13 protein-coding genes are annotated in these 14,266 nt (G+C 37.9%); 11 read left to right on the top strand and 2 right to left on the bottom strand.

The window, feature by feature from the left end; genetic code table 11:
- Positions 1–120 precede the first annotated feature (120 nt).
- From ppk1 to I8T81_RS09780, 9 genes are all read left to right on the top strand, one after another.
- Positions 121–2,196, top strand: a complete 2,076-nt coding sequence (ppk1, locus tag I8T81_RS09820; RefSeq protein WP_198071010.1) for a polyphosphate kinase 1 — start codon at positions 121–123, stop codon at positions 2,194–2,196.
- Between the two features lie 224 nt (positions 2,197–2,420).
- Positions 2,421–2,495: a pyrroloquinoline quinone precursor peptide PqqA gene (gene pqqA / locus I8T81_RS09815; RefSeq protein ID WP_001982218.1), complete on the top strand. Its 75-nt coding sequence runs from the start codon at positions 2,421–2,423 to the stop codon at positions 2,493–2,495.
- A 75-nt stretch (positions 2,496–2,570) separates the two neighbouring features.
- Positions 2,571–3,482 carry a pyrroloquinoline quinone biosynthesis protein PqqB gene (gene pqqB / locus I8T81_RS09810; RefSeq protein ID WP_198071009.1) on the top strand — a complete coding sequence of 304 codons (912 nt, stop codon included), beginning with the start codon at positions 2,571–2,573 and terminating at the stop codon, positions 3,480–3,482.
- Positions 3,483–3,490: 8 nt separating this feature from the next.
- Complete coding sequence (gene pqqC, locus I8T81_RS09805; RefSeq protein ID WP_198071008.1) at positions 3,491–4,249, top strand: pyrroloquinoline-quinone synthase PqqC; 759 nt, start codon at positions 3,491–3,493, stop codon at positions 4,247–4,249.
- Positions 4,246–4,530 (top strand): pyrroloquinoline quinone biosynthesis peptide chaperone PqqD, encoded by a 285-nt coding sequence (gene pqqD / locus I8T81_RS09800; RefSeq protein WP_039253697.1) that lies wholly within the window; start codon positions 4,246–4,248, stop codon positions 4,528–4,530. The genes pqqC and pqqD overlap by 4 nt, the downstream gene beginning before the upstream one ends.
- Entirely contained in the window at positions 4,527–5,681 is a 1,155-nt protein-coding gene (gene pqqE / locus I8T81_RS09795; protein ID WP_198071007.1) for a pyrroloquinoline quinone biosynthesis protein PqqE, read from the top strand. Before pqqD ends, pqqE begins: the two co-directional genes overlap by 4 nt.
- 16 nt (positions 5,682–5,697) lie before the next feature.
- Complete coding sequence (locus tag I8T81_RS09790; protein WP_086496784.1) at positions 5,698–6,750, top strand: dipeptidase; 1,053 nt, start codon at positions 5,698–5,700, stop codon at positions 6,748–6,750.
- Between the two features lie 576 nt (positions 6,751–7,326).
- Positions 7,327–7,503 carry a hypothetical protein gene (locus I8T81_RS09785; RefSeq protein ID WP_039253692.1) on the top strand — a complete coding sequence of 59 codons (177 nt, stop codon included), beginning with the start codon at positions 7,327–7,329 and terminating at the stop codon, positions 7,501–7,503.
- Positions 7,504–7,746: 243 nt separating this feature from the next.
- Positions 7,747–7,983 carry a hypothetical protein gene (locus tag I8T81_RS09780; RefSeq protein WP_198071006.1) on the top strand — a complete coding sequence of 79 codons (237 nt, stop codon included), beginning with the start codon at positions 7,747–7,749 and terminating at the stop codon, positions 7,981–7,983.
- 77 nt (positions 7,984–8,060) lie between these two features.
- On the opposite strand, the gene I8T81_RS09775 is transcribed toward I8T81_RS09780, so the two are convergent.
- Both I8T81_RS09775 and I8T81_RS09770 read right to left on the bottom strand, forming a co-directional pair.
- Entirely contained in the window at positions 8,061–11,168 is a 3,108-nt protein-coding gene (locus tag I8T81_RS09775; RefSeq protein ID WP_198071005.1) for an efflux RND transporter permease subunit, read from the bottom strand.
- Positions 11,165–12,331 (bottom strand): efflux RND transporter periplasmic adaptor subunit, encoded by a 1,167-nt coding sequence (locus I8T81_RS09770; protein ID WP_198071004.1) that lies wholly within the window; start codon positions 12,329–12,331, stop codon positions 11,165–11,167. Before I8T81_RS09770 ends, I8T81_RS09775 begins: the two co-directional genes overlap by 4 nt.
- Positions 12,332–12,474: 143 nt before the next feature.
- Between I8T81_RS09770 and adeR the strand changes: the two genes are divergently transcribed.
- Both adeR and adeS read left to right on the top strand, forming a co-directional pair.
- Positions 12,475–13,206, top strand: a complete 732-nt coding sequence (gene adeR / locus I8T81_RS09765) for an efflux system response regulator transcription factor AdeR (RefSeq protein ID WP_198071003.1) — start codon at positions 12,475–12,477, stop codon at positions 13,204–13,206.
- Positions 13,196–14,263 carry a two-component sensor histidine kinase AdeS gene (adeS, locus tag I8T81_RS09760; protein ID WP_198071002.1) on the top strand — a complete coding sequence of 356 codons (1,068 nt, stop codon included), beginning with the start codon at positions 13,196–13,198 and terminating at the stop codon, positions 14,261–14,263. Before adeR ends, adeS begins: the two co-directional genes overlap by 11 nt.
- Positions 14,264–14,266 lie beyond the last annotated feature (3 nt).

Raw genomic sequence — 14,266 nt, 5'->3', positions numbered from 1 at the left:
AAAATTCATGAATTTGCAATAAAACAGTTACAAAATGTCCGGTGAATAAAATCGGTTATACATTACTAAATTAATCTTTTTTTATTCATGTTCACTTTTTATCAATTATAAGAGTCAAGAATGACATCATTACCAACTTTATCTAGCTCAAACCAGCATAATTTAGAGACATATATTAATAGAGAACTCTCTTTATTAGAGTTTCATAAGCGAGTGCTTGCTCAGGCCAAAGATATTGAACACCCATTACTTGAACGTTTAAATTTTTTAATCATTTTTTCACGCAATCTGGATGAGTTTTTCGAAATCCGTGTGGCAAGTTTAATCCAGAAAATTAGCTTAATGAGTCAAGCAACTGGGCCAGAAGGTTTGCCATTAGCAGAAGTATTAAAGCAAATTTCGAAAAATGCTCATGAAGCCGTTGAAGAGCAATATAACATTTTAAATTATACGTTGTTGCCACAGCTACAAGGCTATGGCGTTCACTTTATTCAGCACGGCGATATATTAGAAAAGCATAAAGACTGGATTAAAGAATACTTTTTTAAAGAAGTACAACCTGTAGTCACACCAATTAGTTTAGACCCTGCACATCCATTTCCAAGACTGGTCAATAAAAGTCTTAATTTTATTGTGACTTTAGAAGGTAAAGACGCTTTCGGACGTCAAATTGATTTAGCTATTGTGCCAGCACCGCGTTCGTTACCAAGACTGGTTAAAATTCCAGAGCATATTTCTGGTGGTGCAGAACATTACATTCTGCTCTCGGCTATTATTCATCAGCACATTTCAGATTTATTCCCCGGCATGAAAGCCACAGGTTGTCATCAATTTCGCGTAACCCGAAATGCCGATTTAACCGTTTCAGAAGATGTAGAAGACTTGGCCGTGGCTTTAAAGGGTGAATTGTCTTCACGCCGTTTTGGTCAAGCAGTTCGTTTGGAAGTAGCAAAAAAATGTCCTGAAGAAATTGCTAACTATTTATTAGAGCAATTTGATTTAGATGCAGAACATCTTTATTACGTCGATGGTCCCGTCAACCTAGCCCGCTTTATTTCAAACTTTGATTTGCCAGATTTACGCTATAAACCGTATCAACAAGTTTTACCAAAACTCCTCTATAGCAAAAAGCCAATTTTTGATGTGTTAAAAGCAGGGGATGTTTTACTTCATCATCCGTTTGACTCATTTGCACCTGTCATCAAGTTTCTTCGGGAAGCTGCCCAAGATCCGAATGTCTTGGCAATTAAACAAACCTTATACCGTAGTGGAGCGAACTCGGAAATCGTTCAACTTCTTGCAGAAGCTGCACGTAATGGAAAAGAAGTTACAGCGGTCATTGAGTTACGGGCACGTTTTGACGAAGAGTCCAATATTGAAGTAGCTAACGTATTGCAAGAAGCGGGCGCAGTTGTGGTTTACGGCATTGTTGGTTATAAAACTCACGCTAAAATGATTTTAGTTGTTCGCCGTGAACAAGACAAAATGAAAAGATATGTCCACTTAGGTACAGGCAACTATCATGCGGTGAATGCCAAAATTTATACCGATTTTGGCCTGCTTACGAGTGATGCTGAAATTTGTGAAGACGTGCATAAGATTTTCCAAGAACTTACTGGTATGGGCAAAATGGCAAAGCTTAAAAAACTTTTTCATGCACCGTTTACCTTACACCCACAGTTACTTGAGCTTATTGAGCAGGAAATTAAAAATAGTCTTGCTGGCAAGAAGGCGCATATCATCATTAAAGTGAATGCGCTTACTGAACCACAGCTCATCAGCGCGCTTTATAAAGCCTCTCAAGCAGGTGTACAAATTGATTTAATTATTCGTTCCATTTGCTGTTTAAGACCACAAGTTGCAGGACTGTCAGATAATATTCGGGTACGTTCAATTGTTGGGCGCTATTTAGAACATACACGGGTTTACTATTTTTATAATGATGGCGATACAAAAGTATTTTGCGCTAGTGCAGACTGGATGGAACGAAATTTGTTCTCTCGTATCGAAACGTGTTTTCCAATCGAAAGTAAAAAATTAAAGAAACAAGTGATTGAAGATGGGCTAAACAATTATCTAAAAGATAATCGTCAAGCGTGGGAGCTACAAGCCGATGGAACTTGGGTGCAATATCAGCCTAAAGAGGGGCAAGAGCTTTATATTGCGCAGCAACACTTAATGAACTTAGCCGTGTAAAACATCTGCCATAGCAGAATATTCATTTGCTATGGCTTTTTTAATTTCCTTTTATTGATAAGGAGTTATTAAAATTTGGACAAAAAACACAATTATCGAACAATATCTTGTACCAACCTTATCTACAAACGTGACATTTTTAATTAGAATAAATTTTTAATTGCTTTATAAGATTTGATCAAGTGATTCATTTCACAAGATTAATCCTGACTGGAGAAAAATTTATGCAATGGACAAAACCAGCTTTCACTGATTTACGTATTGGTTTTGAAGTAACAATGTACTTTGAAGCACGTTAATTATTTCTATTCAAATCTGTCATAAGCCCTAGTTTTGTTCTAGGGCTTATGTCTTTCTAATAAGATATTAATTTTATGTATATTTATATTTTAGGTTCAGCAGCTGGAGGCGGCTTCCCTCAGTGGAACTGTAATTGTCCTAATTGTCATGGTGTCCGTACAGGTACGATGAATGCCAAAGTACGTACTCAATCTTCAATTGCGGTTTCAGAAAACGGCGTAGACTGGATTTTATTAAACGCATCACCAGATATCCGTCAGCAATTATTTGACTTTAAAGCAGCTCAACCTGCACGTAAATTACGTGACACGGGCATTACCAACGTTATTTTGATGGATAGCCAGCTTGACCATACCACTGGACTTTTAACTTTACGTGAAGGCTGTCCAATGAATGTGTGGTGTACAGAAATGGTCTATCAAGACCTGACCACAGGTTTTCCAGTTTTTAATATGTTGAAGCATTGGAATGGCGGTCTTCAATACAATGAAATTAATCCTAAACAAGCTTTTAGAATTGATGGTTTCGAAAATCTAGAATTTTTACCTTTAATTATTCAAAGCGCTGCACCACCATATTCACCACATCGCCATGACCCGCATGAAGGCGACAATATTGCCTTAATCATCAAAGATCATAAAACGCTAAAACAGTTGTTCTATGCGCCAGGGCTTGGAAAGATTGACGATCAAATCATGCAGATTATGCAAAATTCAGATTGTGTCATGATTGATGGTACACTCTGGACCGATGATGAAATGCAACAAACGGGTGTAGGTAAAAAAACTGGCCGTGAAATGGGTCATTTATACATTAGTGGTGAAGGTGGTTCGTTGTCTTATTTGAACCAACTCAATACACCGAAAAAAGTACTAATTCATATTAACAATACCAATCCAATTTTAAATGAAGACTCCGCTCAGTTTGCCGAACTAAAGGCAAATGGTGTAGAGGTTGCCTATGATGGCATGCAGATCGAACTCTAAGGTGCGCTATGACACAAACACCTGAAGCTTTAACAACCGAACAATTTAAACAGGCTATTATTGATAAAGGTCAGTATTATCATATCTATCATCCATTTCATCTAATGATGTATGAAGGTAAAGCGACTCAGCAACAAATTCAGGCTTGGGTTGCAAACCGTTATTATTATCAAATCAACATTCCACTCAAAGATGCCGCGATTATGGCAAATTGTCCAGACCAGCGCGTGCGTCAGGAATGGATTCAACGCATGATTGACCAAGATGGTGAATATCCTGATGGTGGTGGTCGAGAGGCATGGCTACGCTTGGCAGAAGCTGTTGGTTTGAGTCGTGAGCAAGTGATTTCCGAAGAATTGGTTTTACCGGGTGTTCGCTTTGCTGTAGATGCCTATGTGAACTTTGCACGTCGTGCATCATGGCGTGAAGCAGCAAGCAGCTCTTTAACTGAATTATTTGCACCGCAGATTCATCAGTCTCGCCTTGAATCATGGCCACAACATTACCCTTGGATTGATGACAAAGGCTATGAATATTTCCGCTCTCGTTTAAGTCAAGCACGCCGTGATGTTGAACATGGTTTAACAATCACACTTGATTCATTTACCACACATGAGCAACAACAAAGAATGCTGGAAATATTGCAGTTTAAACTAGATATTTTATGGAGCATTTTAGATGCCTTAACACTGGCATACGTACACAATGAAGCACCATATCATAGTGTGACTCAAGAACGTGTATGGCATAAAGGACTATTTAAATGAATAAAGAACAATTTGATGTAAATCTTGTGCCAACATGGCGACAAGGTTATCGTTTCCAATTTGAACCCGCTCAAAATGGCTTTGTGATTTTATATCCTGAAGGCATGATCAAGTTAAATGAAAGTGCAGGGGCCATTGGACAATATATTGATGGGAAAAATAACGTTTCTGCCATTATTGCCCAACTTAAGCAACAATTTGGCGATATAGCTGAAATTGATAATGATGTTATTGATTACATGTTAGTTGCCCAGCAACAGCACTGGATTGATTTTATATGACCAATGGTGTTGGTTTACCCCTATGGCTACTAGCGGAGCTAACGTATCGTTGTCCGCTACAATGTCCATATTGTTCAAATCCTTTAGACTACGCACAGCACAAAAATGAATTGACCACGCAAGAGTGGTTTGACGTTTTCGATCAAGCACGTCAAATGGGTGCTGTACAACTCGGTTTTTCAGGTGGTGAACCTTTAGTGCGTCAAGATCTGGAACAGCTTGTGGCGCATGCGCACCAACTTGGGTTTTATACCAACCTCATTACCTCTGGTATGGGCCTTACCGAACAGCGAATTTCCCACTTAAAGCAAGCTGGCCTAGACCATATTCAAATTAGCTTTCAGGCAAGTGACCCAGTTGTTAATGACGCTTTGGCAGGATCGAAACATGCTTTTGAACAAAAGTATGAAATGTGCCGACTTGTTAAGAAATATGATTATCCGATGGTTCTTAATTTTGTGATTCATCGACATAACATTGACCAGATTGATAAGATTATCGAGCTTTGCCTTGAACTTAATGCAGATACAGTCGAGTTAGCAATTTGTCAGTTTTATGGTTGGGCATTTTTAAACCGTCAAGGTTTATTACCAACACAAGAACAACTCATACGTGCTGAACGTATTACCAATGAATATCGCGACAAGTTAAAAGCACAAAATCATCCTTGCAAACTTATTTTTGTAGTGCCTGACTATTACGAAGAAAGACCAAAAGCCTGTATGAATGGCTGGGGCAAAATTTTCTTTACCGTTGCACCAGATGGTATGGCTTTGCCTTGTCACGCCGCTAGACAGTTACCAATTTCTTTCCCAAATGTTCGTGAGCAAAGCCTTTCCAATATTTGGTATGAATCTACAGGTTTTAACCACTTCCGTGGCGATGCATGGATGCCAGAAGGCTGCCGTAGTTGCCCAGATAAAGACCGCGACTTTGGTGGCTGTCGTTGCCAAGCCTATATGTTAACAGGCGATGCAAGCAATGCAGATCCTGTCTGCGGTAAATCGCCATATCATCAGCTTATTGAACAAGCACGTGCCGAGAGTGAACTCGATTCCTCTCTAGAAAAACTAGTGTTCCGTAATACTAAAAATTCAAAGCAATTTACGGTTCAGCAAAACATTCCTGTTCAAAATATTGCAGATGAATAGTGGTGAGAACGTAAATATGAACCATAGCTCAATTCCTGTTTTTGATGGTCATAATGATGTACTAACGCGCCTTTGGTTAAGCGATCATCGCAATCCTGCTCAAGCTTTTATTCAGGAACGTTTAGCAGGGCATCTCGATTTAAAACGCTGTCAAGAAGCGGGTTTTGTTGGCGGTATGTTTGCTATTTTCTTACCACCTTTTGCCTATGTTCAGCAGCACCATCCTAATAAGCTTTTTGACCAAACCTCATCTGACTTCACACAACAGCAAATTGAACAAATTTGTCTGGAACAACTCGATTTAGCAAAACAACTCGCCGAGTATTCTAATGACATTCAAATTTGCACAACTGTTCAGGATATTCAGCACTGCTTAGCAAAACAAAAGTTAGCCATTGTATTGCATATGGAAGGCGCCGAAGCACTACAACTTAATCCAGATTTACTCGATGTATTTTATGATGCAGGGCTTCGTAGCATCGGGCCGCTTTGGAATAGACCCAGTCGTTTTGGACATGGTTTAAACGCTAAGTTTCCCCATTCTCCTGATACAGGGCTAGGTCTTACACACGAGGGCAAAGCATTTATAAAGCGCTGTGCTGATAAAAAAATGGTGATTGATGTTTCCCATATGAACAAAAAAGCTTTTTGGGATACCGCTAACATTCTTCAACAGCCCATTGTCGCGACTCATTCGAATGTCCATGCCTTATGTCCACAAGCCAGAAATCTAACAGATGATCAACTCAAAGCGATCGGAGACTCTAAAGGGATAGTTGGATTAAATTTTGATGTCGCATTTTTACGTAAAGATGGACAGCGTGATGCAAACACATCCATTGATGTCATTTTAGAACATCTAGAATATTTAATAGACGAAATAGGGATAGATCATGTTGGTTTTGGTTCCGACTTTGATGGGGCGCTCATTAGTCATGAAATTGAAGATGTAAGGGGACTACACCTACTCATCGAGAGAATGCAAAAAAGGCACTATTCGCATGAAATCGTTGAAAAAATCTGTTTTTCTAACTGGTTGACTGTGCTTAATCGTATTTTAGATGAATAATCTATCGCTAAACTTATTGAAAATAGCGAATTATTTTACATTTTTTATTGGCCGAAATGACTAGAAAAAGTACAACTGGTTTAATTGTCAACCATTCGGTAAATTAACTAGAATCAATATTACTAAATGTAAGAACATTTGGTATTTCAGGTCTTTAGTGGTTTTCACTTGCGCCCATTTTTTCTTGAGAAGTAGAAATGGGCGTTTTTTATTGCTTATAAAAAATGAGAAGTTCATCACATGATTTGCTAATTAACTGCAAATCATCTCTTTACTATATTGACTAAAAGTTCAGCATTAAATACATTTAAGTTGTATTCAAAGATAAATAAGATTGCTTCAAGCAATTAATAATACTGCTTAATCCTGAAATACAGTAGAAAGCCTATTCTTTTTTTAGAATAGGCTTTTTGCTTTGTATCAAAATTTATTTTGAAACTATTACACTCTTCAATTAACATAAAAATTAAATACCTTACAAAAGCGGCTCAAATCAAAGCCCTTAAATAACAAATAATGTGCTATTAATTTAAGCTGATTTATAAAAAGTTTCTCCGTCGATTGAAGAGGTGTAAAATGTTAAAATCAATTTTAGTACTAGGAACAGGTATTGCAATTGGCATGTGCATGTACAAGAAAAAGCAGAAAAATAGTAAGAGCTTTAGCACAGGTAGTGACACTGACTCATTAATTAATAAAGATAATAACAAAGTTAAAGATGATGGTTCACTCGATAATGCTGTACAAGTTTAGAATTTCATAAGGGTTCATCAGTGAACCCTTCTAATATTTAAAATTAACTTTATCTAAAATAAAAATAAGACTAATAAGTTAATTTAAAAATAAATTTCATGTTATATAAAATTTTATTATTCTTTAATTATTTGAGACATATTTAATAAAACAAAAAGAACACTTTAAATGTTAAACTTTACACATTGTAGCAAAACAAACTCTATTATTTTTTATGTTAAGAATAAGAAAATGGAGACTAAAATGTCTAAACGTCATATTTTAAAAGAAGTTAATGCGAAAAGTATGTGCGGTATGGAAATTGTAGTAGAACAAATTTTCGAAAATACATTTGAAAAAAATTTGGTTTCAAGTGAAATACAACAAAACTGGTTACCTCTTTCCAAGATTGTGATTTCAGACAAAGTCATCAATTTGGATCAAGACAATACCTTTGCTCATCCTAGAACAGGTAAAGTCTTTAAGGTATTAAACTCTTAAATAATCTGCTTTTTAGCATGAATATAAATCTAGAAATGATTGAGGCGAGACACTTAACTGTTTCGCCTCAATGAGTTTTATGAGTTAGTTTTCTTCTTTAAAAATAGTTTTTCTGCTGCTCCCAACACAAAAATAAAGAAGACCGGTACGAAAAATATAGCCAGAATTGTCGCAGAAATCATACCTCCAAACACGCCAGTCCCTAACGCATGCTGGGTTTCAGAACTTGCACCACTTGCAATTACCAGCGGAATCACACCAAAAGTAAAGGCAAGAGAAGTCATTAAAATTGGGCGTAAACGTAACTTCGCTGCCGCAACTGCTGCTTCAATTAAGCTCATACCTTCTTCTTTGAGCATTTTTGCGAACTCAACAATTAAGATCGCATTTTTTGCAGATAAACCAATAATGGTAATCAGACCAATTTTGAAGAAAATATCGTTTGGTATTCCTCTTAACATAATCGCTAAAATAGCACCAAAAATACCTAAAGGAACAACCAACATAACTGAAAGTGGAATTGACCAGCTTTCATAAAGTGCAGCTAACACTAAAAACACGACCAACATCGATAAAGCAATAAGAAATGCCATTTGCGATTCAGACTGTTTTTCCTGCAAAGAAATACCCGTCCATTCATAGCCAATGCCTTGAGGAAGCTTAGCAATCAATTTTTCCATTTCTCGCATTGCATCGCCTGAAGAAACTCCAATATTAGGAACGCCAGAAATACTTAATGAAGGGCGGCCATTATAGCGATTATATTGCTGCGGTAACTTGTTCCACTGCGGAGTGACCACCTCAGATAAAGACACCAGTTGTCCATTTGCACCAGCAACTTTCAAGCTCAAAATATCTTTTAAATGCATACGCGATTGTGCATTGGCTTGAACAATGACTTGTTGCATACGCCCCTGATTTGGGAAGTCATTGATATACATAGATCCCATAGAAGTCGAAATAATATCTGAAACAGAAGCAAAGCTTACACCTAAGGTATTTAATTTCTCACGGTCTATTTTCAAGCTAATATTGTCGCCTTGTGGCAGACCTTCAGGGTAAACCATATAAAACTTTTTGTTTTGAGCCGCCATTTCCATGAGTTTTGTTTGTGCTGCGATTAAAGCTGGCATTCCTAAATTTGCTTTATCTTGTAAGCGCAAACTAAAACCTGAAGAGGTACCTAATTCATCAATGGCTGGAGGAAGTACTGACATCGTTGTACCTTCCTTGCTTTTCGCCATTTCTGCATTAACGAAATTGGTATAGTCGGTTGTAGATTTATTACGTTCACCAAAATCTTTTAAGGTTGTAAAAGCGAGCGCAACGTTTTGACCAGCACCACTAAATCCCCAACCCATAATTGAAATATTGCTTGTTACATCGGACTGTTCATTTAAATGATCTTCAAATTCTTTAACAATTTTTTGAGTGCGTTCAGCAGTTGCATCTGAAGGCAATTGGAACGAAGTTAAAAACCAACCCTGATCTTCTTCAGGCATAAAAGCGGTTGGCCAATATCTCATACCAGCAAAAGTCAAACCTGTAATCACCACAAAAATGATGAGAGTCGGAATCGTATGCTTAACAACTTTTAGCAGAATAACTTCATACTTTTTTGTGACTTTATCAAAGCTTCGATCAAACCATGCGAAAAACCCTTTTTTTTGATGATGAGCATCAATTGGTTTTAGCAACGTTGCACAAAGTGCGGGAGTGAGGGTTAAAGCTAAAAATGCCGAGAATAAAATTGAAACTGACATGGTAATCGTAAACTGACGATAGATAATGCCAACCGAACCACTTGCCAAAGCCATAGGTAGAAATACAGCCGCCAACACTAAGGTAATACCAATAATCGGGCTGGTAATCTCTGTCATGGCCTTAGAGGTAGCCTCTTTGGGCGATAAGCCTTCAGTTGCCATAATCCGTTCAACATTCTCCACCACCACAATCGCGTCATCGACAATAATCCCGATTGCAAGCACCATACCGAACATGGTCAACACATTAATTGAGTAACCTGTCAAAAGCATGATGGTAAAGGTGCCGAGCAGGGCAATTGGCGCTACAATCGCAGGGATTAAGGTGTAGCGAACATTATGAAGAAATACATACATCACAATAAAAACCAGCGCCATGGCTTCAAGTAATGTATGAACTACTTTTTCTATCGAGATTTTAACAAAAGGTGCAGTGTCATAAGGAATACTAAATTGCATACCTTCAGGCAGGTTTGGTTTTAATTCATCAAGTTTCTGTTTTACTGCATCAGCTGTTTTTACTGCATTTGCACCAGGACTAAGCTGAATTGCCGCAGCCGTCGCAGGCTTACCATTTTCTAAAATTGCGAAGTTATATGATTGTGCGCCCATTTCTACATCGGCTACATCAGATAACTTAATATGAGCACCGCTAATATTGCTCTTTAAACTAATATTTTTAAACTGTTCAACTGTTTCGAGTTGACCTTGAGCAGATAACGGCACTGTTATTAGCTGCCCATTGACTAAAGGGCGGTCACCAAGCCGACCCGGTGCAATATCAATGTTATTGCTGCGAATCGCATTGTTTACATCACTAATTGAGAGTCCATAAGAAACCAATTTGTTTGGGTCCACCCAAATCCGCATCGCTTTTTCAGCACCAAAGGATTGAATCTTGCCAACACCTTCAACACGTTTAAGTTCTTCAACCACATTGCGGACCAAGTAATCACTTAAATCGACTTCTGAATAACGATGGTTAGGTGAGTTTAAACCGACCAGCATTAAAAAGCCCGAGGATGATGCTTCGACTGCTAAACCTTGTTGACGAACAACTTGCGGTAAGCGGGCTTCAACCGCTTTAATCTTATTTTGTACGTCGACCTGAGCCATATCGACATCAGTACCGGGTTTAAACGTCGCAGTAATTTCAGCAGTCCCTGACGAATCAGTTGTAGCGCTATAGTAGAGTAAATTTTTTACTCCAGACATTTCCCGTTCAATGAGGGTAATAACACTATCATTAATTGTTTTAGGAGTAGCGCCAGGATAGCTTGCCGTAATATTCACCTGAGGAGGTGCAACACTTGGAAAGCGTGCAATAGGCAACTTTGGAATACTCAGTACGCCAAATAAAATAATAAAAATTGCAATTACCCATGCAAAAACAGGACGGCGAATAAAGAATTGAGACATCATTTAGCATCTCCTTGCTTCACCGTATTTGCTGCCGAAGGGGCTTTCCATGCTGAAATCGCTAGCTTTTGGTTGGGCTGAATACGCTCAATCCCTTCAACGACAACTTTATCTCCAGCATTTAGACCTTTATTGATGAGATAAAATTGTTGATATTGTTGGCCTAGCTCTACAGGGCGTACATCTGCACTACCTTTGGCATTTACAACATAAACTTGTGGGTCGCCATTCATATTGCGCTGAATAGCTTGTTCTGGAACAAGTAAAGCCTGAGGAACAGAGGCGCGTTCAATGTTGACGCGAACATACATGCCCGGTAATAATTTTCGTTCAGGATTAGACACTTCAATACGGATAGTGACATCACCTGTTTCAGGGTCGACATTAATATCTTCAAAAAGCATTTTTGCCGATACGTTATAAGGCTGTCCCAAACTATTTAAGATTTGTACACCTTTTTGATTGTTGGCAGATAACTCGCCACTTTGTAAAGCTTCCTTTAAGCGCTCATATTCACCAATAGATTGTTTTACATCGACATAAACACGGTCAATTTGTTGAATGGTAGCCATTGTATTGCTATCAGCTTGGCTGACTAGAGCACCTTCGGTCACAAACGATTTACCAATACGGCCTGAAATTGGTGCTCGTACTGTGGCGTACTGTAAATTAAGATTTTGACGAGCCAGCAAAGCTTTCATTTGGGCAACATCTGCAATCGCTTGTCGATATTGCGACTCGGCATTACTTACTTCTTGCTTACTAATTGCGTTGCTTGGTAAGAGTTGTTGATAGCGTTCAAGTTGTACTTTTAAACGATTAACTTCTGCTTCAGCTTTGTTTAGGCCAGCTCGATTACTATTTACATCAGCTTCAAAAATCTCCGAGTTTATTTTATATAAAGGTTGTCCAGCCTTAACTTCACTACCTTGTGCGAACAGAACTTTTTCAACAATACCACCTACCTGAGGACGAATTTCGGCTATACGGAAAGCCTGAACACGCGCAGGTAAGTTTTCACTAAAATTCACAGACTGCGGTTGAATTGCTAAAACAGTGACTTTAGCTTCTGGTGCTTGAGCTTGATCTGTCGCTTGTTCTTTACCACAGCCATGCAAAACAAGGCTAATTGAGAGTATGAATGGAACTAAAAAATGCTTCTGCACTTTTGTAACACCTAATGGACTTCTAGATGCTGGCATTATTTTTGATGTGTGTGTAACCAAAATCACTAATATGTGGAAAAAGTGTGGAGACTTAAGAAAAAATGCGCGTATCATAAATCAAATTTTTATCGCGTTTTATTGCTATGTTTGAGTCAACCTTTACGTTTAATTGTCAGGATAAGCTTATTCTTGTGGTAGAAGATGACTATGATATTGGCGATATAATTGAGCATTATTTAAAACGTGAAGGCATGCGTGTTGTGCGTGCCATGAATGGTAAACAAGCCATTGAAATACATACAAGTCAGGCTATTGATTTGGTCATACTCGATATAAAAATGCCCGAATTAAGTGGATGGGAAGTTCTAAATAAAATTCGACAAAAAGCAGCCACACCTGTAATTATGTTGACTGCTTTAGATCAAGAAATTGATAAAGTCATGGCTCTAAGAATTGGGGCAGATGACTTTGTCGTAAAACCATTTAATCCCAATGAAGTGGTTGCACGCGTACAAGCAGTATTACGGCGCACCCAACAAAATCAGCAAATGTCTAACCGAAATCTGATTTATAAAAATATTGAAGTAAATACTGAAATACATACTGCTTATATTCATTTGGGTAATAAGCAACAAGCACTTAATTTGACCCTAACTGAATATAAAATTTTGCTGTTGATGCTACCTCATCCATATAAAGTTTTTACCCGCTCGGAACTGATGAATCATTGTTTGCCAGATCGAGATGCACTTGAACGTACTGTTGATAGCCATGTCAGTAAGTTACGAAAGAAAATGGAAGAGCTAGGTTTAGTGAACATGCTGATTAATGTTCGTGGAGTAGGCTACCGTTTGGATAATCCGCATGAAAAATAAAACCGGCATTAGTAAACAACTGATTATTGCACTTAGCTTTACCAGTCTAATTGTTACGTTGAGTTCGCTCATATTAGGTTATGGTACTTATTATGTTGCGATCGAAGTCGGTCTTATTTCTCTTAAAAAATTAAAAGAGAGCGATGAGTTTTTTCACTACTTAGACGGCATATGGCTGTTCGCCGTACTTCTATTTGGTACGGCATTTTCCATTATATTAGGAATTAAGCTTGCTCAGCGTTTTATTGTGCCAATTAATCTACTAGCAGATGCAGCAAAAAAAATTAGTCAGGGTGATTTAACTGCACGTGTAGAAAGCTCTATGCATCATACTTCTGAAATTGCTGAACTCATGCATAATTTTAATGATATGGCACAAAAGCTTGAAACTTCTGTACAGAACGCTCATGTCTGGAATGCTGCGATTGCACATGAGCTAAGAACACCTGTCACCATTTTACAAGGACGGCTACAGGGTATTATCGATGGTGTTTTTAAACCAGATCCGGTTTTATTTAAAAATTTACTGAGTCAAGTTGAAGGCTTATCAAACCTTGTGGAAGACTTACGCACTCTAAGTCTTTTTGAAAACCAACAACTCAGACTTAATGTTGAAACGATTAATTTTAATGAAACTGCCTATAAAGTCGTGCATATGTTTCAAGAAAAACTACAGACTGCTCAACTTAAAGTAACTTTCAATATTCAGGCACCAGAAGTGAAATGTGATCATAGACGAATTGAACAAGTTTTAATTGCTTTACTTGATAATGCCACGCGATATGCAAATCCGGGCAAGTTAAAAATTTCAACCCAATATCATCAACAGGATTGGGTTTTAGAAATAGAAGATGAAGGCCCAGGCATTTCAGCTGAGCATCATAAAGAATTATTTAATCCTTTTTTTCGGCTTGAGCAATCAAGAAATAAAGAATTAGGTGGAACTGGTTTAGGGCTTTCGGTTGTACAAGCACTAGTGATTGCACATAAAGGAAGGGTAGATTACATCAACGAGAACTCACATAGCATTTTTAAAATCAGCATACCTCAACAATAGGAT

The organism is Acinetobacter seifertii (assembly GCF_016064815.1).
GTDB lineage: Bacteria > Pseudomonadota > Gammaproteobacteria > Pseudomonadales > Moraxellaceae > Acinetobacter > Acinetobacter seifertii.
This window is presented reverse-complemented; position numbering and strand designations above follow the sequence as displayed.

What these genes read in the sequence shown, in the direction of transcription:
- ppk1 (WP_198071010.1), top strand. Translation starts at nt 121, where the DNA reads ATGACATCATTACCAACTTTATCTAGCTCAAACCAGCATAATTTAGAG.
- pqqB (WP_198071009.1), top strand. Translation starts at nt 2,571, where the DNA reads ATGTATATTTATATTTTAGGTTCAGCAGCTGGAGGCGGCTTCCCTCAG.
- pqqC (WP_198071008.1), top strand. Translation starts at nt 3,491, where the DNA reads ATGACACAAACACCTGAAGCTTTAACAACCGAACAATTTAAACAGGCT.
- pqqD (WP_039253697.1), top strand. Translation starts at nt 4,246, where the DNA reads ATGAATAAAGAACAATTTGATGTAAATCTTGTGCCAACATGGCGACAA.
- pqqE (WP_198071007.1), top strand. Translation starts at nt 4,527, where the DNA reads ATGACCAATGGTGTTGGTTTACCCCTATGGCTACTAGCGGAGCTAACG.
- I8T81_RS09790 (WP_086496784.1), top strand. Translation starts at nt 5,698, where the DNA reads ATGAACCATAGCTCAATTCCTGTTTTTGATGGTCATAATGATGTACTA.
- I8T81_RS09785 (WP_039253692.1), top strand. Translation starts at nt 7,327, where the DNA reads ATGTTAAAATCAATTTTAGTACTAGGAACAGGTATTGCAATTGGCATG.
- I8T81_RS09780 (WP_198071006.1), top strand. Translation starts at nt 7,747, where the DNA reads ATGTCTAAACGTCATATTTTAAAAGAAGTTAATGCGAAAAGTATGTGC.
- I8T81_RS09775 (WP_198071005.1), bottom strand. Translation starts at nt 11,168, where the DNA reads ATGATGTCTCAATTCTTTATTCGCCGTCCTGTTTTTGCATGGGTAATT.
- adeR (WP_198071003.1), top strand. Translation starts at nt 12,475, where the DNA reads ATGTTTGAGTCAACCTTTACGTTTAATTGTCAGGATAAGCTTATTCTT.
- adeS (WP_198071002.1), top strand. Translation starts at nt 13,196, where the DNA reads ATGAAAAATAAAACCGGCATTAGTAAACAACTGATTATTGCACTTAGC.